We start from the raw sequence: 20104 nt of genomic DNA, 5'->3' as shown, positions 1-20104 counted from the left end.
CGCGCTGGTCACTCTAGTCGAGCGGATTCGCTCTCGAACGCTCATCCCGCCTCCCGCCGTACCTCGTCGCGGAGCTGTCCGAGGCGGTCGGGATCGGCCGCCGCGTCGAGCAGGGTCTTCGTGTAGTCGTGCTGCGGATCGAGGATGACCCGCTCGCTCGGGCCGCGCTCGACGATCTCCCCGCGGTACATCACGAGGATCTCGTCGGAGAAGTGCCGGGCGGTCGCCAGGTCGTGCGTGATGTAGAGCACGCCGAGCCGCTCCTGGCGCTGCAGCTCGGCGAGCAGGTTCAGCACGCCGAGGCGGATCGAGACGTCGAGCATCGACACCGGCTCGTCGGCGATGATGAACCTCGCCCCGGGGGCGAGCGCCCGTGCGATCGCGACCCGTTGGCGCTGCCCGCCGGACAGCTCGTGCGGGCGGCGGTCGGCGAACTTCGCCGCGGGCGAGAGCCGCACGCGCTCGAGCAGCTCTTCGGCCCGCTCGCGCACCTCGGCGCCCGAGAGACCGGGGTGGTGCAGCCGGATCGGCCGCTCCAGGTGGTGCACGATCGAGTGGAACGGGTTCAGCGAGCCGAACGGGTCCTGGAACACCATCTGCACGTCGCGCCGGTAGGCGGCGAGCCCGCGCCCCCGGTTCGCGCTCGGCGCGCCGTCGAGCAGGATCCGCCCGCCCGTCGGCGACTCGAGCTTCGCGAACATCCGCGCGATCGTCGACTTGCCGGAGCCGCTCTCGCCGACGAGCGCCACGGTGCGTCCCGGCTCGAGCTCGAGCGAGACGCCGCGCACCGCGTGCAGCGTGCGCACCTTCAGGCCGCTGCGCAGCCGGAAGTCCTTCTGCAGCCCCTCGGCGCGGAGCGAGCCGGCCTCCACCGCGGGCCGCGACGCCTGGGCGGTCATGCGGCGCCTCCCACGCCGTCGGCGAGCGCCGTGGGGCCCGTGACGGCGGCGCTCGCCCCCGTCAGCCCGGTGCGGATGAACGCGCCGCCCTCGCCCCGGAGGCTCGGGAAGCTCTGCAGCAGACGCCTGGTGTACGGATGCCTCGGATCGCGGAAGATGCTCGCGGCATCCCCCTGCTCGACGATCTCGCCCTCCAGCATGATCGCGATGCGGTCGCTGATCTCGATGAGCAGCGGCAGGTCGTGCGTGATGAAGATCACCGCGAAGCCGAGCCGTTCGCGCAGCCGCATGATCTCCCGCACGATGCCGCGCTGCACGACGACGTCGAGCGCGGTGGTCGGCTCGTCCATGATCATCACCTGCGGGTCGAGCGCGAGCGCCATGGCGATCATGACGCGCTGGCGCATCCCGCCGGACAGCTCGTGCGGGAAGCTCGACAGCCGAGCCGGGTCGACCCCGACGAGGGAGAGCAGCTCGGCGCTGCGCGCCTCGCGATCCGCCTTCGGCATCCCCTTCCGGTGCGTCGTGAAGACGTCGTGGAGCTGCTTGCGCACGTTCATCACCGGGTTCAGCGAGTTCATCGAGCCTTGGAACACCATCGACACCTTGTCCCAGCGGTACGAGCGCAGCGCCTCCCCGTCCAGCTGCACGACGTCGACGTCGCGGCCGCTCGCGTCGTGGAACACGACCTCGCCGCCCGTCATCACCGCCGGCGCCTTCAGCAGCCGGTTGAGCCCGTAGGCGAGGGTCGTCTTGCCGCAGCCCGACTCCCCCGCGAGGCCGAGGATCTCGCCGCGGTGCAGGGTGAGCGAGGCGCCGCGCACCGCCTGCACGGGCGGGTCGACCTCGTAGTCGATCGAGACGTTCGTGGCGGTGAGGACCGCCTGGCCGAGTGCCGTCATGCGAATGCTCCAGTGTCCGCGACGCCCTTGCCCGCCTTCGTCGCCTTGCGCTGCCGCTTGGCGTTCTCCGGTGCGAGCCTGAGCTTGGGGTTCACGACCTCGTCGATCGCGAAGTTGATGAGCGAGAGCCCGGCGCCGAGCGCCGCGATGATCGCCCCGGGCGGCACGAACCACCACCAGGCGCCGGTGCCGACGGCCTGCCCGGTCTGCGCGTCGTTCAGCATCGTGCCGAGCGTGATCGAGCCGGTCGGGCCGAGGCCCAGGTAGGAGAGGCCGGCTTCGCCGAGCACCGCGAGGATGACGCCGAAGATGAACTGCGCGGCCAGCAGCGGCACGAGGTTCGGCAGGATCTCGACGAAGATGATCCGCGCGGGACGCTCGCCGGCGACGCGGGCTGCCGCCACGTACTCGCGGGTGCGGAGCGAGCGGGCCTGCGCGCGGAGCACCACCGCCGAGCCCGCCCAGCTCGTGATGCCGAGCACGAGGGCGACGAGCAGCGAGCTGCGGGCGAGCGGCCCGAGGCCGTCCGCGTTCTGCACGTAGGCGGCGATCACCATGACGACGGGCAGACCCGGGATGACGAGGACGATGTTCGTGATGAGCGTCAGCACCTCGTCCGCGATGCCGCCGAAGTAGCCCGCGAAGACGCCGAACAGCACCCCGAGCACGAGCGCCACGAGGCCGGCGACGAGGCCGATGAACAGCGAGCCCTGGGTGCCGTAGGCGAGCTGGGAGAACACGTCGTAGCCGAGCTTCGTGGTGCCGAGCCAGTGCTCGGGCCCGGGCGGCAGCAGCGCGGGGTTGTTCGAGTCCCGCGGCGGCTGCGCGATGAGCGGGCCGAGCAGCCCGAACAGGGTGATCGCCCCGACGATGACGAGGCCGGTCACGAGCTTGCCGGAGCGTCGCGGCAGGAGCCCGCGGAAGCGGCCGCCTCGCCGCACGGCGGCGGCGCTCGCGGCGGCGACGGCCGCGGTGGCGGTCGCCTCCCGGGCGCTCTCCCGCGCGGCCTCCGCGCCGATCGGCGCGCCGAAGGGCAGATCGGGGGCGGTCTCGGCGCCGGCGCCGGGCAGTTCGCCGCCGGAGCCGGACTCGGTGAGGGTCTGCCGGTCAGCCATTGTGCCGCACTCTCGGGTCGATGAAGCCGTAGATGAGGTCCATGACGAAGTTCGCCGCGAGCACCGTGAGGGTGATCACGAGGAACACGCCCTGCATGAGCGCGTAGTCCAGCCCCTGCACGGCCTGGATCATGAGCTTGCCGATGCCGGGATAGCTGAACACCTGCTCCATCACGATCGAGCCCGCGACGACGAAGCCGAGCGCGATGCCGAAGCCCGCGAGGCTCGGGATCGCCGCGTTCCGCGAGGCGTACTTCGTGCGGATCCGGCGCGGGGTGAGGCCCTTCGCCTCGGCGGTGACGATGAAGTCCTCCGACATCGTGGAGACCATCATGTTGCGCATGCCGAGCAGCCAGCCGCCGATCGAGGACAGCACGATCGTGGTGGCGGGCAGGATGGCGTGCCAGACCGCGCTGCCGAGGAAGGCCCAGCTCCACTCGGGCCCGCCCGGGAACTCGAACACGTCGTAGCCGCCGATGATCGGGAAGATGCCGAGCTGCACGGAGAACACCGCGACGAGCACGAGCGCGAGCCAGAAGTAGGGGATCGACTGGAACACCGTCGTGACGGGCACGAGGTGGTCGAGCCAGGTGCCGCGCCGCCAGCCGACCCACGCGCCGACGACGATGCCGAGCACGAAGGAGATGACGGTCGCGGTGCCGACCAGCACGATCGTCCACGGCAGCGCCGCGGAGATGAGCTCGGCGACCGGGGCCGGGTACCTCGTGGAGGAGACGCCGAGGTCTCCCTGAAGCAACCGGCCCCAGTACGCCAGGTACTGGTCCCAGAGACTGGTGCCCTTCTCGGCACCGAGGATCGCGGTGATCGCCTGGACCGTCTCCTCGGAGAGCGGCCGGCCGGCGTTCGCCCGGCGCAGCTTGCCGAGCATGATCGCCGCGGGGTCGCCCGGCAGGAGCCGGGGCAGCAGGAAGTTGAGCGAGATCGCCGCCCAGAAGGTCACCAGGTAGAAGGCGACCCGTCGGAGGTAGAAGCTCATCCCCGCACCGCCCGTGCGGAAGGGTGTCGTCTCATCGGGACCACGCGCCTACTCGGCCGGCTTCAGGTGCGTGAGCACGACCGCGTTCGCCACCGAGAGGTAGGGCAGCGGTGCCGCGTAGAGGTCGTCGTCGGAGGGCCATCCGCTGAACTTCTCGACGTTGAAGAACGACTGCGAGGCGTTCAGCACGACCGGGATGTACGGCAGGTCGCGCGCGATCTCCGTCTGGATGGTCGCGTAGGCGGCCTGCTTCGTCGGCACGTCCTCAGTGGCGCCCGCGGCGAGCACGGCGGCGTCGACCTTCGGGTTGGAGTAGCGCGAGTAGTTCTGCCCGACGAGCGGGGTCTCGCCGACCTTCACGGTCGAGGTGCCGGCGAAGTACTCGTGGTAGTTCGAGTACGGGTCGGCGACGAGGCTCTGGGTGAGGCCGTAGAGCGTCATCTGGAAGTCGCCCGACTGGATCGGGGTCCAGTACTCGGCGTCCGACACGGTGCGCGCGTTGATGCGGATGCCGGCTTCCGCAGCCTGCTCGGAGATGAGCTTGGCCGCGTCGTTGTAGTCGGTCCAGCCGTCGGGCGAGAACAGGTCGATCTCGAAGGAGGCGCCGTCCTTGCCGTAGAAGCCGTCGGACTGCTTCGTGTATCCCGCCGCCTCGAGGATCTGCTGCGCCTTGGCGACGTCGGGCTCCTGCGGGCTCGTGGTGAGGGCGGGGTCGCTCAGCCACTGCTCGTCGCGCGGCAGCAGCATGAAGGAGGGCGACGACTCGCCGGCGAGCCCGGCGAAGGCCTTCTCGCGGATGGTGGAGCGGTTGATCGCGACGTCGATCGCCTGACGCACCGCGGGGTCGGTCTGCGGGCCGGTGCAGCCGAGCGCGGCGTTCGCGCAGGTCGTGATCGTCGTCGGGTCCTGCTGCAGGTTGAGGGTGGCGATCTTCCCGGAGCCGGTGACGGCGTCGGGGTTCGCGATGAACTGGCCGACCCAGTCGATCTTGCCGGTGGTGAGCAGGTCCTGCGCGGACTGGTTCGAGTCGAGGCCGAGGTACTGCACCTGCGTCACCTCGGGGGCGCCGTCGCGGAACAGCTCGTTGGCCTCGACGGTGTAGGCGGCCTCGGTGAAGCTCTTGAGTTTGTAGGGGCCGGAGCCGACGGGCTCGGGGTTCGTCTCCGCCATGAAGTCGTCGATCTTCTCCCACACGTGCTTGGGGATGATCCAGGTGGAGCCGAGGGTGAGCGAGGCGCTCGTGAACTGCGGCTCGGTGTAGGTGAGCACGACGGTGGTGTCGTCGGTGGCCTCGGCCGAGACGAACTGCTCGCTGACGTTCGAGCCGTAGCCGAAGGTGAAGGCGACGTCCTCGGCGGTGAGGGGCTCGCCGTCGTTCCACTTGAGATCGGGCTTGATCTTCACGGTGAGGGTCTTGCCGTCGTCGCTGTACTCGTAGCTGTCGCCGATCATGCCGGTGGGCGGGTCGGCGGAGAGCTGGTTGAAGAAGAACAGCGGCTCGTAGATGGCGCCGAAGGTCGCGTGCACGGCGGTGTCGACGGCGAAGGGGTTGAAGTTGTTGTTGATGGGGGTGGCGCTGCCGGCCCAGACCCGCAGGATCGCGTCGTCGCCGCCCGACGAGCCGCCCGAGGGCGAGCAGCCGGACAGCCCGAGGGCGAGGGCCGAGGCGCCCGCGGCGAGCGCGAGCACCAGTCGGCGCTTGGTTCGAATCATCGTTCGTGTTTCCTCTCTGGCTTCATTGCGTGGAAGAACAGCGACGTCGCGCAGGATCTCGGTGGCGAGCGTTACCGGAAATGAAGCTAACAGAAAACCTTCTATCCGGAAAGAACCAATTCAATTAATTCCCGCTTCGACAACTCAGGAACCCCGCGCCGACATCCCCGTCGTTCCGCGCCCCTCGTTCGGGGTCGGACCCCATATCCACCGGATGTTCCTGAAAAGCCGGGGCCATAGACTGACCGAACCGGGGGAAGGACGCGGCGATGACGGCATCGGGAGCTGGCGAGCGGTCGCGCGCCCGCCGCGCGGTGCTCGCGAGCGGCGCGATCGCGCTCCTCGCCCTCCTCGCCGCCTGCGCCCCGGCCACGGCCGCCGACTCGCCCTTCGCAGGGCGCACGCTCTACCGCTCCCCCGACTCCTCGGCGGCGATCGCCGCCCGCACCGGGGCCACCGCCGCCGAGCGCGAGGCCGCCGCCCGGCTCGCCGCGCGACCCACCGCCACCTGGCTCGTGCCCGAGCGCCTGCCCGCCGGCGAGGTCGGGCCCGCCGTCGACGCGCTGCTCGACGACGCCGCCGGCGCCGCGGCACTGCCGGTGCTCGTCGTCTACGGCATCCCCGACCGCGACTGCGGCGGTCACAGCGCCGGCGGCCTCGCCCGCACGCCCTACCTCGCCTGGATCGACGAGATCGCCGCCGCCATCGGCGAGCGGTCCGCCGTCGTCGTCCTCGAACCGGACGCCCTCGCGCTCGCCGAGGCCTGCCCCGACGCGGCCGCCCGGCCGGCCCTCGTCCGCGAGGCGGCCGCCCGCCTGCCCGAGACCACCGCCGTCTACCTCGACGGCGGCCACTCGGCGTGGCTGCCGGCCGAGCGCATGGCCGAACTGCTGCGGGCCGCCGGCGTCGACCGGGTGCGCGGCTTCGCCACGAACGTCTCGAACACGCGCACGACCAGCGAGGAGCGCGACTACGCGCACCGCGTCGCGGCCGCCCTCGGCGGCGGCCACGCCGTCATCGACGTCTCGCGCAACGGCTCGGGACCACCGGCGGATGCCTCGTGGTGCAACGTGCCCGGACGCACGGTCGGCGAGGACCCCGGCCCGCTCGACGACGAGGTGGTCGACGCGGTGCTGTGGCTGAAGCCCCCGGGCGAGAGCGACGGCACCTGCAACGGCGGCCCGCCGGCGGGACAGTGGTGGCCGGAGGCGGCGATCGCCCTCACGGGCGGCGGCTGACAGGGGGCCGCGGGCGACGGGACGCCGGCGGCGGCAGGGGACGACGGGCGACGGGATGCCCGGCACGAAGGAAGATCGGGGAACATGACGGCGAACCAGACGAACGGCGAACGCACCGCGGTGATCATCGAGGACGACCTCGACATCCGGCAGCTGCTCGTAGAGGTGCTCGAACAGGGCGGCTTCGAGACGCACAGTGCGGGCAACGGCCTCGACGGCATCGAGCTCGTGCGCCGCCACGACCCCATCGTGACGACGCTCGACGTCAGCATGCCGGGCATCGACGGCTTCGAGGCCGCCCGGCGGATCCGGGCGTTCAGCGGCACCTACCTCATCATGCTGACCGCGCTGGGCGAGGAGGCGGACACCCTGATCGGCCTGCAGTCCGGCGCCGACGACTACCTCGTGAAGCCGTTCCGCCCCCGCGAGCTGCGCGCCCGCATCGACGCGATGCTGCGCCGGCGCGAGCGGGAGCGGGAGAGCGCCGACGCGACCCCCGCGGCCGTCGTGACGGCGGAGGCCTCGGACGACTCCGCCGCGCTCGGCGCCCCCGTGACGGCGGCGCCGGCCGAGGCATCCGCTCCGCCCGCCCCGGAGCCGCTCGTGTCGGCCCCCGCCGTCCCGGGGCCGGCCGCGCCCGAGGACGAGGCGACCGCCCCCGCCGCGCCGGCCGCCGACGGACACGACGGCTGGTACGAGCACCGCGGCCTCCGGCTGCAGCCCGAGATGCACCTCGCCTCGCTCGACGGCGAGCAGCTCGAGCTCACCCGCAGCGAGTTCGAGCTGCTGCGCCTGCTGATGGACTCCGGACGGCGGGTGCGCAGCAAGGCCGATCTCGCCCTCTCCCTCCGCGGGGAGAGCTACGTCACCTCGTACTACGTGAGCGACGCCGACAAGCGGGCGATCGAGGTGCACCTCGCGAACCTGCGGCGCAAGCTCGGCGAGAGCGCCACGCAGCCGAACTGGATCGAGACGGTGCGCGGCGTCGGCTATCGGATGACCGCCGAGGACTGACCGCGCGCCCGCCGGGCCTCCCGGCCGGACCGGGCGAGCCTCAGACGCGGTAGCCGTGCTGGCGGCGCACGAGCTTGCCGAACATGCCGAGCGTCTGCAGCACCGTGATCGTGCCGAGCACGGGCCAGCCGATCCAGAGGATCGAGGACTGCACGACGGGGCTCAGCTGCGTCCAGATCGCGACCATCGCGACGACGATCGCGAGGCCGACGAGGAGCGGGGTCAGGTAGGCGTGGCCGCCGCCGCGCTCGGCCTTCGCCTGCTCGGCCCAGTTGTCGACCTGCTTGCGCGAGGCGAACTTCACCCAGGCGCGGGCGAAGTGGCCGAGCCGGATCCACATGTAGACCTCGGCGGGCACGAGCAGCGCCGCGAACAGGATGTCCTTCGCCGTGCGGTTCTTCATCGAGAGCGCGATGCGCACGTTCAGCAGGATCGCGACCACGGGCGGGATCAGCCAGATCGGGCTGAACACGAAGGCGTTGATCGAGAGCGAGCCGGCGAGCAGCACGAGGAACAGGATGCGGGTGATCGCGTTCGTGGCCATCGAGAGGTTCTCGAGCCAGCGCAGGCGCAGGTTCGGGTGGAACGGCTGCCCCTTGGTGTCGCCGCGCTGGCCCGGCCACATGAGCTCGATGGCGCCGTAGTTCCACTTCACCTGCTGCGCGTCGAGTGAGCGGAGGGTGGTCATGCCGCCGACGTCGGCGCGGGCGCGGGCCGAGATCTTCGTCAGGTAGCCGGCGCTCTTGATCTGCAGCGAGAGCAGGGAGTCCTCGACCTCGCTGTCCTTCACCCAGGGGGTGACCTGGCGGTTCGCGGTCATCGCGTCGCGCAGGGCCTTGGTGGAGAAGATCGAGTACTGACCGCCGAGCACGGCCATGTTGCGGCCGCGCAGCATGTTCTGCATGTTGAAGGCCGCGAACTGCGCGCGCTGGCCGGCGATGAGGAACGGCGCGACGACGCCGGAGAAGGGGCGGTCGTCGATCGAGTAGATCGCCGAGATGCCGCCGATGCGGCTGTCCGAGGCGATCTCGGCCTCGAGGAACTCGACGGCCTCGGGGTCGGCGACGGTGTCGCCGTCGACGCCGAGCATGAAGTCCATGCCCTCGACGAGCGAGTAGCCGTAGTTCAGCGCACCGACCTTCTTGTCGGGGTTCTCGCCGATGTCGTGGATGAACACCTCGGTGAACTGCTCCACGCCATCGTCCTCGCGGACGTGCAGGCCGGCGTAGGCGGCGGCTCGCTCGACCGTGCGGTCGGTCGAATTGTTCACCACGACGTGGATGACGTCGGGCAGTCGGGTCTGCCCGAGGAGCGACTCGAGCACCTGCCCGATCGATTCCTCCTCGTTGTAGGCGGGGACGATGCAGCCGATGCTCGCCCGCGACACCGTGATGGTGTCGACGACGGCGGCGAAGTCATCGAACTGCGGAGCGACTTCGGGTGTGTCGGTGTGCAGCGGCCGCGCTCGGGTCGCCGACACCGCGGCATCGGCCCCGGGGGTGGGCCGGTGGAGTGCGGTGTCGGTCATGACGTGGCCTTTCGTTCGACTTCGTGGGTATTCATCCGCTGCAGCGTCCCCGCTCCAACAGGATCGAGTCTGGCGGGCCGACCGCAGCGGGACCCTTGGGATGCGATAGCGTCGCCTCAAGATCTGCTCAAGATTCGGGACTCTGGGGGACGGATGCGATCGAGCGCGCGCGAATTCGGCCGGGCACGGCGGGCGTTCGCCGTCGTCGCGATCTCGGGGGCGGCCCTCGCCACCGCGGGCTGCCAGGCCCCGCCCTGGCTGAACCCGACGGATGCCCCGGCCTCGACGCCGCCCGCGACGAGCGCGCCGCCGACGCCGATCCAGAACGACCTCGCCTCGGGCTCGACGACGCGCACCATGGAGGTCGGCGCGATCACCCTGACCGCGGACTACTGGTCGACGCTCTCGATGGACCGCTGGACCGCGGCGGCGCAGAAGCCGCTGACCTTCTCGCTGCGCTCGACGGTGACCCCGTCGGACGGGCAGAAGGTGTACCTCTCGCGCGTCACGGCGACGCCGGTGGTGCGCGCGGCCGACGGGAGCGAGCTGCCCGGCTTCGAGCCCATCGTCGACCAGGCGACGGTCGCACCCGGCTACCTCGTGCTCGACCCCTACACCTACAGCCAGACGTTCACGCTGCCGCCGCTCGACCCGCAGGCCGCGAGCGTCGAACTCTCGATGCGCTACGAGCTGCTGCTGCAGTCGACGCCGACGTCGAGCGACTACGCGAAGCAGACGGCGGTGGACACGCTCGTCATCGCGATCGCCGGCGAGGACGCGGCGGCGGAGCCGTCGGCGACGCCCGCGCCCTAGTCGGCGATCGCGTCGCCGCCGGACTCGCGGGCCCGCTCCGCCGCGTCGCCCGACGCTTCGAGCAGCCGGTCGAAGTCGTAGCCCACGGCGTCGCTGCCGGCCATCCCGATGCTCGCCGAGAGCCGAAGCCCGTCCGCCTCGACCATGGTCTGCTCGCCGATGCCCGCCTGCAGGGCGATCGCCGCCCGTCGCGCGTCGGCCATCCGCGGGAACGGGGCGACCACCAGCAGCTCCCCGCCCCCGTCGAAGGCGCCGATCGCCGCGGTCGGCGGGGCGTAGCGCCGCACGGCCGCGGTGAAGCGGTCCGCCAGAGCCGCGCCCGCCGAACGTCCGAACGCCGTGTAGATCGACTCGACCTCGTCGAGGCCGACGCGGAGGAAGACCAGCTGCTCGTCATGGAAGTTCGCCCGCTCGAGCTGGTCCTCGACCACGCGGCGCAGGGCGGGCGCGGCGAGCACGTCGCCCTCGGACCAGTGCGAGGCGCCCTCCCCGCCGGAGCCGGCCACCCGGTCGGAGCGGAGGATGACGAGGCTCACCGTCATCACGATGATGAGCGTCATCATCACGAACGCCGCGGCCTCGCTGCCGAAGAAGGTTCGGAACAGCGCCGAATCCGGGCCGAGGGCGAAGAACGCCACGATGCGGAACGCGTAGAAGAGCGCGACGACGATGAACGAGACCGTCAGCCCACGGGCCGCCCAGTGGCTGCGCATGGGCCGCCGGAGCGACTCGGCGACCCCGAGGCCGGAGAACGTCGCGAGCGCGAGGAAGAGCAGCGGTGCGCCTGCCCAGTCCCCGCCGTCCGGCCCCTCGGCGAGCACGGCCACACCCGTGCCCGTCGCCACGACGAGCGGCACCCAGAGCAGGTCGTTGCGGGCGTTGAACGCCCGGGCGCCGCACCAGAGGAGACCCGCGGTGAGCACCATCGCCCCGTTGCCGACCGCGACGGCCCACCAGGCGCCGGGGACGAGGATCCACACCGCGTACGAGATCGAGGTCAGCATCCCGCCCATGAACGAGACCGCCCAGAGCCGGCCCGCGGTGTCCGGTCGGCGCAGCACGGTGTCGAGGATGAACATCAGCCCCGCGATGATCGTCACCGTGCTCGTCGCGAGCTGGACGGTGTACAGGTCGATCGTCATGCGTCCTCCGGGCCCGCGACGGGCAGGGTCACGATGACGGTCGTGCCGCTGCCCTCCTCGCTGTCGATGTGGATCTCCCCGCCGTGGCGTTCGACGAGCTCGCGCGCGATGCCGAGGCCGAGGCCGCTGCCGTGCACGGTGCCCTGACGGACCCCGCCCGAACGGAAGAAGCGTTCGAACACCTTCGGCAGCTCCGCCTCGGGGATGCCGATGCCGGTGTCGCGGACGACCACCCACGCCATCCCCTCGTCGACGGTCGCACCGACCATGACCTCGCCGCCCTGGCGGTTGTACTTCACGGCGTTGGAGACGAGGTTGTCGACGACCTGCCGCAGCCGGAAGCCGTCGGCGCGCACCACCGCCGCCTCGCTCGTCGTGATGGTGAGGCGGATGTCGCGCTCGTCGGCGCGGGCCTGGGCGGCCTCGACGGCGTCGCGGAGGATCTCGTGCAGGTCCACGGGGGCCAGGGCGAGGGGCACCGGCGCCTCCGCGTGCTTCGCCGACTGCAGGATCGAGGCGATCAGTTCGAGCATGCGATCGCCGTTGCGCTGCATGATCTCGAGGTTGCGGACGACGTTCGGCGGCAGCCCCTCGGCGTCGAGCGAGAGGTCGATGTAGCCGAGCACCGAGGTCATCGGCGTGCGCAGCTCGTGCGAGACCGAGGCGACGAGGTCGTCGCGGGCGCGCACCGCGTTGCGCTCCTCGGTGATGTCGCGGGCGACGAGCACGCTGCCCTCGAGGCCGCCGTCCTCGTCGTAGAGGCGTCTGGCGGTCACCGACACGGCGCGCAGCTCGCTGCCCTCGGCCGGGATCCAGGTGACCTCGTCGTCGAACTCCTGGCCGGCGGCGGCCCGGTTGAACGGCAGCTCGGCCCGGCTGAGCGGGGTCGCCCGGTCCGCGGCGAAGGCGACGCCGTCGCGGGCGGCGTCGGGGTCGGCGACGTCGAGACCGTAGAGCCGTGCGTAGGCGGTGTTCATGACGCCGCCGCGGCCGTCGCGGTCGAGGCGCACGACGCCGAAGTCGACGGCGTTCAGCACTTCGGCGAGCCGCTCCTCCTGCTTGTTGGCGCGGCGGAGCGCACGCTCGAGCTGCTTCGCCTGCGTGCGCAGCAGCACCCGCTGCGCGCCGGCCCGGCGCGAGCTCAGCACCGTGCTCGTGGCGATGAAGCTGAGCGCGATCGGCAGCAGCACCACGGACGGCACGCTGATCGGCGTGAACGCGCGCTCGCTCACGATTTCGGAGATCCACACCAGCACCGAGGAGGAGCTGACGGCGATGATCGCCCCGGTGAGCCCGAAGTAGCTCGCGAGCCAGATCGTGGGGAAGAACCAGAGCAGCCCGACGCCCGCGGCGGGCTCGGCGATGCGGATGAGGCCGATCGCGAGGATGTCGACGATCGGCAGCGCCATGACGAACGCCCGCGGGAAGCGGTGCCACGGCAGGATGATCGCGACGCCGGTCGCCGTGAAGACGATCGCCACGGCGACGATCGCGATCGGCTTCGTGAGCGCCGAGGGGGAGAACAGCAGCAGGGTGAACACGGCGGTCACGAGGACGGCGCCGAAGAGCAGCTGCGAGAGGACGACGGAGCGGTCGAACGTGGCGCCGGCGCGCCGCGAGTCCCCCGGTCCCGACATGCTCAGAGCCTAGCGCCCCGGATGCGCGCACGAGTGCGCATCCGGGGACGCGCCTCAGGCGATCCCGCCGCCGTCGACGACGAGCGCGGAGCCCGTCACGTAGCTCGACTCGTCGCTCGCGAGCCAGACCACCGCGGAGGCGATCTCGCGCGGTTCGCCCATGCGGCGCAGCGGCCGGTCTGCGGCCTCGGCGAGGAAGCCGTCCTCGGCCTGCCCGAGCTGGCGCGCCTCCTCGCGGAGCATGCCGGTGTTCACATCGCCCGGGTTCACCGAGTTCACCCGGATGCCCTGCGGGCCGTGGTCGATCGCGAGCGCACGGGTCATGTTCACGACCGCGCCCTTCGAGGCGCAGTACGAGATCGCCTGCCCGCCGCCCTTCAGGCCCCAGCCCGAGCCGGTGTTCACGATCGAGCCGCCGCCCGCCGCGGCCATGACCGGCACGACGTGCTTGCACATGAGGAAGATCGAGCGCACGTTCACGCCGAACACACGGTCCCACTCCTCGACCGTCGTCTCGACGGCGGTGGTGCGGCGGATGATGCCGGCGTTGTTGAAGACGACGTCGATGCCGCCGAACGCCGCCTGGGTCTCGCGCACCACGCGCGCGATGTCGGCCTCGCTCGACACGTCGGCCGCGATCGCGATGGCCTCGCCGCCGGCCGCGCGAATCTCCTCGGCGACGCGCTCGGCGGCCGCGCCGTCGAGGTCGACGACGGCGACCCGGGCGCCCTCGGCGGCGAGGGCGAGCGACGAGGCGCGGCCGATGCCGCCCGCGCCGCCCGTGACGATGGCCTGCTTGTTCTCAAGGCGCATGGCCTTCTCCTTCGGTTCGCGAGGCGGAGGATGCCTCGGCGTCTGGTGCGTTGACAGGGGAGATGCTGCTGGTGCCCGGCCCGGTGACGACTCGGACGAAGCCCGCGAGGGCGCGGTCGACCGCCGGGTCGCCGGTGTCGACGAGCAACGGCCGCCCGCCGAGCTCGACGAGCTTCTGCTCCGGGGCGACGACGAGCAGCGGCTCCTCGCCGAGGGCGCGGAGCACACGCGCGGAGAGCTGCTGGTTGCCGCGGCCGAGGAGGAACCCCTGCCCGCCGATGATCGAGACGACCGCCCGGGCGGGTCCGGCGGCGATCTCGTCGAGGAGCTCCGACTCGCTCGCGGCGGCGCGGAGGAGCCGGCCGTCGAGCACGACGTCGACCCCGAGCCGGGTCTTCGGCAGGCCGAGCCGACGCGCGAGCTCCGCCGTCGTGCCGCCGGGGCCGAGCAGGTACCGGACGCCCGGCCGCAGCAGCCGGAGCACCCCGTCGACCGCCGCCGAGACGGCCGCCGCCTCGCTCGCCGGGGTCGCCGCTTTGCGCGCCTGCGTCCGACCCCGGCGGACCGGCACCGGCATGGCGGCGTGCAGTCGCGGCTCGACCCGGCCGAGACGCAGCGCGTCCTCGTCGAGGTCGAGCACCTCGCGCTCCTCGACCGGCAGCCCGCCGTCGAGCCAGGCCGCGGCGAGCGCGCCCGCCGCCCGCGGGCTCACCGCGAAGACCGGCGAGTACATCTTGACGCCGGCGGGGATGCCGAGCGCGGCGACCCGGGCGCCTCCGCCGGCGCCGACCGCGTCGAGGCCCCTGGCGACGTCACGGGCGGTGCCGTCGCCGCCGGCGAAGAGCACGAGTGTCGCGCCCGCGGCGACGAGCGCGTCGGCGGCCGCAACGGTGTCGGCCGGGCTCGTCGCGGCGCCCGGTCGCACGACGATCCGCGGCACGAGGCCGGCGGCGCGAACGGCGTCCTCGCCCATCGGCCCGGCCGCCGTCAGCACCTCGAGCGGCCCGCCGATCGCCTCGTGGACGAGCTCGAGGGCGAGCCGCGCGCGCTCCCCCGCTCGCGGCTGCGCGCCGCGCTCGGCCGCACTGGCCTGCGCGGCCGCCCCGTCGGAGCCGCCGAGCCCCGCCGGGCCGCCGACCCCCGCGACCGGGTTCACCACGAGGCCGAGCACGGTCAGGCCGCCGAGGCGTCGGCCGTCGACTCGGGCTCGCCCGCCAGGCGGGCGGCCACCTCGGGATACTTCCGCAGGTACGCGCGCCACGTCACGGCCCAGCGTGCGGGGTCGTCGAGATCGTCGTGATGGGTGTGGTGCACGCTCTGCCGGTGCGGCGCGGTGCGCACGATCTCCGGGGTCTCCCGGGCCTCGCGGGCCACCTCGGCGAGCGCCGCGACGTACTCGTCGAGCTCGGCCTTCGAGTACGACTCGGTCGGCTCGAGGGTGAACGGCTGCGGCACCACGTAGGGGTGGTGGCTGGTCCAGTAGTGCATGCCGAAGTCCGACATCCGCACCCCGATCTCCTCGGAGGTGATGCCCGTCTCCTCGTACAGCTCCTGCCAGGAGTACCGCACCTGCTCGATGCGCCGGCGACCGCTCGCGTACGGCGCCGACGCCCCCGGGATCTCGAGTACCTTGGCGAGCAGGTAGTTGTTGTTCAGCACGGCGGTCTCGGCGGCGGCGAGGAGCCCCTCCGCACCGAGCGCCATGATCCAGGCGTAGGCGCGGACCAGGTTCGGCACGACGCCGAAGAACGGCGCGACCGTGCCGATCGACTGCGGGCCCGCGCCCTGCACCTCGAAGCGCGCGTCGTCGCCCTCGCCGATCCGCACGATCCGCGGGCCGGGCAGGAACGGCGCCAGCGCCGCGCTCACCGCGTTCGCGCCGGAGCCGGGGCCGCCGCAGCCGTGCGGGGTCGAGAAGGTCTTGTGCAGGTTGAAGTGGCAGACGTCGAAGCCGGCGTCGCGCGCCCGGGTGATGCCGAGGATGCCGTTGGCATTCGCCTGGTCGTAGGAGGCGAGGGCGCCGACGGCGTGCGCGGCATCCACCCACTCCGTGATCGCCGGGTTGTAGATGCCGGTGTCCTCGGGGTTCGTAACCATGATCGCGGCCGTCCGCGGCGAGAGCGCCGCCTTCAGCGCGGCGAGGTCCGGATAGCCGTCGGCGTCCGGGTGAATGGTGACGACCTCGTAGCCGGCGGCCTTCGCGGCGGCGGCGTTCGAGGGGTGGCTGAAGATGGTGGTGATGACCTCGCGGCGCTGCTCGCCCTCGCCGTTCGCCTCGTGGTACGCGCGGATCATGGCGATGTTCGCCCAGATCGCGGCCGAGCCGCCCTGGGTCTGCAGCGAGACCTCGTCCATGCCGGAGATCTCCGCGAGCATCCGCTCGAGCCGCCACACGATCTCGAGCACGCCCTGCGCATCGGCCGGGTCCTGCAGCGGGTGCATCGCGGTGAGCTGCGGAGTGGCGACGAGCTGGTCGTTGATCTTGGGCGAGTACTTCATGGTGCAGGTGCCCTGACCGATATCGACGTTCAGGTCGGCGCCGAGGTTCTCCTGCGAGAGCCGCAGGTAGTGCTTCAGCACGCGCATCTGCGCCATCTCGGGCAGCGCGGGCGGGGCCGCCCGGCGGAGGCCGGCCGGGAGCTCGGCGAGCACGTCGCCGACGGCGTCGCGGACGCCGGGCTCGACGGCGGGAACGAGCACGCCGCGCTCCCCGGGGGTCGACAGCTCGAAGATGACGGGTTCGTCCCAGCGGGCCTGGTGGAAGCGGCGGATGGCGGGCTTCGGGGCGAGGGGGAGGCTCATGCGCGCTGCTCCTGGGGGATCTGACGGTCGGATGGGGTGCCGCAGGCGGCGGCGAGGCAGGTCGCGAGGCGGTCGATGTCGGCCTGGCCGGTGAGCTCGGTGACGCAGACGAGCAGCAGCTCTTCGCCGACGACGATGCCCGGCTCGATGCCCTCGGCGCGGAGGGCGGCGACGAGCTCGGCGGCGCTGCGCCCCGTGCCGGACACGTCGACGGTGAACTCGCGCAGGTGCAGCGCGTCGTCGCCGAGGCGCACGCCGGGCACGGCGGCGAGCCGCTGCTGGGCGTAGCGGGTGCGGGCGAGCAGCAGTTCGCCGAGTTCGGCCATGCCGGCCGGGCCCATCAGCGCGAGATAGACGCCCGCGGCGATGCCCCACAGGGCGGCGGCGGTGCCGACCCACTCCTTGCCCTCCTCGCGCCGGGCGAAGGAGGTGCGCTCGTAGGCGACGTCGCCGAAACCGACCTCGCCGGGCACGTCGGTGCTCGCGAGCCCGAACAGCCGCGAGGGCAGCTCCATGACCAGGGCCTCGTCGTCGGCGACGGCGATGAAGCCGCCGTGCGCGCCGCCGAACCACTGGTGCAGGCCGAGCGACTGGATGTCGCCGCAGACGACGTCGGCCCCCTGCTCGGCGGGCGGGGTGAGCACGCCGTAGCCGATCGGATCGGTGCCGACGACGAGCAGCGCGCCCGCCGCGTGCGCCGCGGTCGCGAGGGCGGGCAGCGCCGCCTCGACCGCGCCCGTCGCGCTCGGCGTCTCGACCCAGATCGCGGCGACGTCGTCGCCGAGCCGGGCCGCGGCGGCCGCGACGTCGGCGGTGCCGCCCGCGGTCGGGACGAGTTCGAGCTCGAGGTGCACGCGCACGAAGTCGTGCACCTTCGAGTGCTTCTCGGGCAGCACGTCGCTCACGACGAGGACTCGGCGGCGGCCGGTGAGCCGCCCGGCCATGGCGAGCGCGGTCGCGGTCGCCTGGTAGCCGTCGTAGGTCGGCACGTTCACGACGTCCATGGCGAGCAGTTCGGCCATGAGCGACTGGTACTGGAACAGGGCCTGGAAGCGACCGTGGTCCTCGTAGGGCTCCCCCGCGTACGCGGTGAGGAACTCGCTGCGGTTGATCACCTCGTCGACGACGGCTGGTACGTAGTGCCGGTAGGTGCCGTGGCCGAGGAAGCTCAGCCGGTCCTCGGTGGAGCGGTTCTTCGCGAGGAGGCCGCGCACGTGCCGCGCGAGATCCTGCTCGGCGAGGAGCGGCGCGGGCAGCTCGAGCGGACGGCCGAGGCGCAGCGCCTCCGGCACGTCGGCGTAGAACTCGTCGACGGATGCCGCGCCGACGGCGTCGAGCATCTCGCGGCGCACCTCGGGTGCGGAGTTGGGCAGGTACGGGTGCACGAAGGCAGCCGATGGCTCGGTCATGTGGATCCTCAGTCCTCGGGGGCGGTGATGGTGATGAACGGCGGCTCGGCCGCGCGCGGGCTGGCGAGCACCGCGGCGCCGAAGCGTGACAGGGTGAGCGTCGGGCCGAGCGCGGCGCCGTCGCCGAGCAGATCGCGTGCGCCCCGGGGCACGTCGACCGTGAGCTCGTCGCGCCCGTGGTTCAGCACGAAGGTGTAGTCGGTGTCGTCGTCGGCCCGGGTGACGGCCTCGAGCATCGGGTCGATGCGGTCGCGGGCGGGCAGCCCGGCGGCCGCGAGCACTCGCCGGAAGAGCGCGACGAGTCCCGCGGGCTCGAGCACGCAGCTCACGTACCAGGCGGCGCCGGCCGAGGCATCCGCTCCCCGTCGGGTGATCGCCGGCCGCCCGGCGAGCTCGCCCGAGTCGTACGCGGCGACGGTCTCGGCGCCCGCCGCTTCGAGCCACTCGCCCCAGACCGGCGCGTCGAACGTCGGGCCGCCGGCGAGGGCGACGCGCTCGGCGCGGCCGTCGGCGACGGGCCAGACCTCGTCGACCTCGACGCCGAGGAGGCCGCGCAGCGGGCCGGGCGCTCCCCCGTCGTGCACGTGCTCGTCGGCGTCGACGACCCCGGAGAACGGCCCGACGACGAGCTGCCCGCCGCGAGCGACGAAGGCGCTGAGCGCCGCGGCCTGCTCGGCGTCGGCGACGTAGAGGTTCGGGGCGACGACGAGCTCGTAGCCGTCGAACGGCCCGCTCGCGGGCACGGTGTCGACGGGGTGGCCGAGCGCGTGCAGGGCCGAGTGCCAGGCGCGGGCCTGGGCGAGCCAGTTCAGCCGCTGCGAGGGCAGCGACTCGGCCGCCGAGCTCCCCCACCACGAGTCGTAGTCGACGACGAGCGCGATCCGGGAGCGCACCCCGGTGCCGCGCACGGGCTCGAGGCGGCGGAGCTCGGCGCCGAAGGCCTTCGCCTCCTGGAAGGTGCGGGAGGCCTCGCCGCGGTGGCCGAGCATCGCGGAGTGGAACTTCTCCTGGCCGTACTTCGCCTGCCGCCACTGGAAGCACATCGCCCCGTCGGAGCCGTGCGCGATCGCCTGCAGGCTGCCGATGCGCATCTGGCCGGGCGCCTTCGGCACGTTGACCTCGCGCCAGCTGACGCCGCTGGGCGCCTGCTCGAGGAGCAGCCATGGCCGCCCTCCCTTCAGCGAGCGCATGGAGCCGTAGTTGAGCGCGGCGGGGACATGCGCGAGCGGATCGGCGGGATCGGGGTAGGCGTCGTCGGTGACGAGGTCCTCGACGGCGGCGAAGTCCCAGTAGTCGAGGTCGCGCAGCAGGCTCATGAAGTTCGTCGTGACCGCGATCTCGGGGGTGATCTCGCGCAGGACGTCGATTTCGAGCTGGAAGAGCTCGAGCAGCGCGTCGGACGAGAAGCGCTCGAAGTCGAGCAGCTGGGTGGGGTTCACCGGTCCGGTCGCGCGCCGCGGCGGCTCGATCTGCTCCCACGCGGTGTAGCGCTGGCCCCAGACGTTCACGCCCCAGGCCGCGTTCAGCCCGTCGAGCCCGCCGTAGCGGGCTTCCAACCAGCGGCGGAAGTGCCGGGCCGACTCGGGGCACCAGCAGCGCGAGACGTGGTCGCCGTACTCGTTCGACACGTGCCAGAGGGCGAGGCCGGGGTGCTCGCCGTAGCGCTCGGCCATTGCCCGGGTCATGCGGGCGACGTGCTCGCGCCAGATCGGCGAGCTCGGGCAGTACGCCTGCCGGGAGCCGAACTCGAGCCGCTGGCCGTCCTCGTTCCAGGGCAGCATCTCGGGGTGGCTGCGCACGAGCCAGGCGGGCGGGGTCGCGGTCGCGGTGGCGAGGTCGATGCGGATGCCGGCGTCGCTCAGGATCTCGAGCACGCGGTCGAGCCAGCCCCACTCGTAGACGCCGGGCGCGACCTCGAGCTGCGGCCAGCTGAACACCGGGAGGCTCACCAGGTTGACGCCCGCCTCGCGCATGAGCCGGGCGTCCTCGAGCCAGACCTCCTCCGACCACTGGTCGGGGTTGTAGTCGCCGCCGTAGGCGAGGGCATCGAGTCGGATGCCGCGGGGCGCGTCGCCTGCCACA

General features: G+C 72.4%; 16 protein-coding genes. 3 read left to right on the top strand and 13 right to left on the bottom strand.

Annotation, left to right across the window (positions count from 1 at the left end):
• Positions 1–41: 41 nt before the first annotated feature.
• Genes MTP13_RS10565 through MTP13_RS10545 form a run of 5 tightly spaced genes read right to left on the bottom strand, consistent with a single transcriptional unit; the run spans position 42 to position 5626 of the window.
• Positions 42–899 carry an ABC transporter ATP-binding protein gene (locus MTP13_RS10565; protein ID WP_243567721.1) on the bottom strand — a complete coding sequence of 286 codons (858 nt, stop codon included), beginning with the start codon at positions 897–899 and terminating at the stop codon, positions 42–44.
• The gene (locus MTP13_RS10560; RefSeq protein ID WP_243567719.1) at positions 896–1801 is read right to left on the bottom strand and encodes an ABC transporter ATP-binding protein; all 906 of its coding nucleotides are present in this window, start codon (positions 1799–1801) and stop codon (positions 896–898) included. Before MTP13_RS10560 ends, MTP13_RS10565 begins: the two co-directional genes overlap by 4 nt.
• Positions 1798–2916, bottom strand: a complete 1119-nt coding sequence (locus MTP13_RS10555) for an ABC transporter permease (RefSeq protein WP_243567718.1) — start codon at positions 2914–2916, stop codon at positions 1798–1800. The genes MTP13_RS10560 and MTP13_RS10555 overlap by 4 nt, the downstream gene beginning before the upstream one ends.
• Positions 2909–3913 carry an ABC transporter permease gene (locus MTP13_RS10550; RefSeq protein WP_243567717.1) on the bottom strand — a complete coding sequence of 335 codons (1005 nt, stop codon included), beginning with the start codon at positions 3911–3913 and terminating at the stop codon, positions 2909–2911. Before MTP13_RS10550 ends, MTP13_RS10555 begins: the two co-directional genes overlap by 8 nt.
• Before the next feature lie 48 nt (positions 3914–3961).
• Positions 3962–5626, bottom strand: coding sequence for an ABC transporter substrate-binding protein (locus tag MTP13_RS10545; protein WP_243567716.1), 1665 nt, complete (start codon positions 5624–5626; stop codon positions 3962–3964).
• Positions 5627–5895: 269 nt separating this feature from the next.
• Here MTP13_RS10545 and MTP13_RS10540 point away from each other — a divergent pair, with 269 nt between their 5' ends.
• Positions 5896–6864, top strand: coding sequence for a glycoside hydrolase family 6 protein (locus MTP13_RS10540; RefSeq protein ID WP_243567715.1), 969 nt, complete (start codon positions 5896–5898; stop codon positions 6862–6864).
• A gap of 84 nt (positions 6865–6948) precedes the next feature.
• Positions 6949–7878, top strand: coding sequence for a response regulator transcription factor (locus MTP13_RS10535; protein ID WP_243567713.1), 930 nt, complete (start codon positions 6949–6951; stop codon positions 7876–7878).
• Positions 7879–7918: 40 nt separating this feature from the next.
• On the opposite strand, the gene MTP13_RS10530 is transcribed toward MTP13_RS10535, so the two are convergent.
• A complete protein-coding gene (locus tag MTP13_RS10530) occupies positions 7919–9406 on the bottom strand; it encodes a glycosyltransferase family 2 protein (RefSeq protein ID WP_243567711.1) in 1488 nt (495 codons plus the stop codon).
• 153 nt (positions 9407–9559) lie between these two features.
• Between MTP13_RS10530 and MTP13_RS10525 the strand changes: the two genes are divergently transcribed.
• Complete coding sequence (locus MTP13_RS10525) at positions 9560–10219, top strand: hypothetical protein (protein ID WP_243567710.1); 660 nt, start codon at positions 9560–9562, stop codon at positions 10217–10219.
• On the opposite strand, the gene MTP13_RS10520 is transcribed toward MTP13_RS10525, so the two are convergent.
• Genes MTP13_RS10520 through MTP13_RS10490 form a run of 7 tightly spaced genes read right to left on the bottom strand, consistent with a single transcriptional unit; the run spans position 10216 to position 20103 of the window.
• Entirely contained in the window at positions 10216–11361 is a 1146-nt protein-coding gene (locus MTP13_RS10520) for a nucleotidyl cyclase domain-containing protein (RefSeq protein ID WP_243567708.1), read from the bottom strand. The two genes, MTP13_RS10525 and MTP13_RS10520, sit on opposite strands and share 4 nt — an antisense overlap.
• Complete coding sequence (locus MTP13_RS10515) at positions 11358–12998, bottom strand: sensor histidine kinase (protein WP_243567707.1); 1641 nt, start codon at positions 12996–12998, stop codon at positions 11358–11360. Before MTP13_RS10515 ends, MTP13_RS10520 begins: the two co-directional genes overlap by 4 nt.
• A 54-nt stretch (positions 12999–13052) precedes the next feature.
• Entirely contained in the window at positions 13053–13811 is a 759-nt protein-coding gene (locus MTP13_RS10510) for an SDR family NAD(P)-dependent oxidoreductase (RefSeq protein WP_243567706.1), read from the bottom strand.
• The gene (locus MTP13_RS10505; protein ID WP_243567705.1) at positions 13801–14982 is read right to left on the bottom strand and encodes an ATP-NAD kinase family protein; all 1182 of its coding nucleotides are present in this window, start codon (positions 14980–14982) and stop codon (positions 13801–13803) included. The genes MTP13_RS10510 and MTP13_RS10505 overlap by 11 nt, the downstream gene beginning before the upstream one ends.
• Positions 14983–14984: 2 nt before the next feature.
• Positions 14985–16613: an aminomethyl-transferring glycine dehydrogenase subunit GcvPB gene (gene gcvPB / locus MTP13_RS10500; protein WP_243567703.1), complete on the bottom strand. Its 1629-nt coding sequence runs from the start codon at positions 16611–16613 to the stop codon at positions 14985–14987.
• Positions 16610–18022, bottom strand: coding sequence for an aminomethyl-transferring glycine dehydrogenase subunit GcvPA (gcvPA, locus tag MTP13_RS10495; RefSeq protein WP_243567699.1), 1413 nt, complete (start codon positions 18020–18022; stop codon positions 16610–16612). Before gcvPA ends, gcvPB begins: the two co-directional genes overlap by 4 nt.
• Positions 18023–18030: 8 nt before the next feature.
• Positions 18031–20103, bottom strand: a complete 2073-nt coding sequence (locus MTP13_RS10490; RefSeq protein WP_243567697.1) for a beta-galactosidase — start codon at positions 20101–20103, stop codon at positions 18031–18033.
• Position 20104 lies beyond the last annotated feature (1 nt).

It is taken from the genome of Agromyces soli, from assembly GCF_022811605.1.
Lineage (GTDB): Bacteria > Actinomycetota > Actinomycetes > Actinomycetales > Microbacteriaceae > Agromyces > Agromyces soli.
The sequence above is the reverse complement of the archived record's forward strand: the minus strand, read 5'-3'. Positions and strand labels throughout refer to the sequence as shown.

Excerpts from the sequence above, each read along its gene's own strand:
- MTP13_RS10565 (WP_243567721.1), bottom strand. The coding sequence starts at position 899 with ATGACCGCCCAGGCGTCGCGGCCCGCGGTGGAGGCCGGCTCGCTCCGC.
- MTP13_RS10560 (WP_243567719.1), bottom strand. The coding sequence starts at position 1,801 with ATGACGGCACTCGGCCAGGCGGTCCTCACCGCCACGAACGTCTCGATC.
- MTP13_RS10555 (WP_243567718.1), bottom strand. The coding sequence starts at position 2,916 with ATGGCTGACCGGCAGACCCTCACCGAGTCCGGCTCCGGCGGCGAACTG.
- MTP13_RS10550 (WP_243567717.1), bottom strand. The coding sequence starts at position 3,913 with ATGAGCTTCTACCTCCGACGGGTCGCCTTCTACCTGGTGACCTTCTGG.
- MTP13_RS10545 (WP_243567716.1), bottom strand. The coding sequence starts at position 5,626 with ATGATTCGAACCAAGCGCCGACTGGTGCTCGCGCTCGCCGCGGGCGCC.
- MTP13_RS10540 (WP_243567715.1), top strand. The coding sequence starts at position 5,896 with ATGACGGCATCGGGAGCTGGCGAGCGGTCGCGCGCCCGCCGCGCGGTG.
- MTP13_RS10535 (WP_243567713.1), top strand. The coding sequence starts at position 6,949 with ATGACGGCGAACCAGACGAACGGCGAACGCACCGCGGTGATCATCGAG.
- MTP13_RS10530 (WP_243567711.1), bottom strand. The coding sequence starts at position 9,406 with ATGACCGACACCGCACTCCACCGGCCCACCCCCGGGGCCGATGCCGCG.
- MTP13_RS10525 (WP_243567710.1), top strand. The coding sequence starts at position 9,560 with ATGCGATCGAGCGCGCGCGAATTCGGCCGGGCACGGCGGGCGTTCGCC.
- MTP13_RS10520 (WP_243567708.1), bottom strand. The coding sequence starts at position 11,361 with ATGACGATCGACCTGTACACCGTCCAGCTCGCGACGAGCACGGTGACG.
- MTP13_RS10515 (WP_243567707.1), bottom strand. The coding sequence starts at position 12,998 with ATGTCGGGACCGGGGGACTCGCGGCGCGCCGGCGCCACGTTCGACCGC.
- MTP13_RS10510 (WP_243567706.1), bottom strand. The coding sequence starts at position 13,811 with ATGCGCCTTGAGAACAAGCAGGCCATCGTCACGGGCGGCGCGGGCGGC.
- gcvPB (WP_243567703.1), bottom strand. The coding sequence starts at position 16,613 with ATGAGCCTCCCCCTCGCCCCGAAGCCCGCCATCCGCCGCTTCCACCAG.
- gcvPA (WP_243567699.1), bottom strand. The coding sequence starts at position 18,022 with ATGACCGAGCCATCGGCTGCCTTCGTGCACCCGTACCTGCCCAACTCC.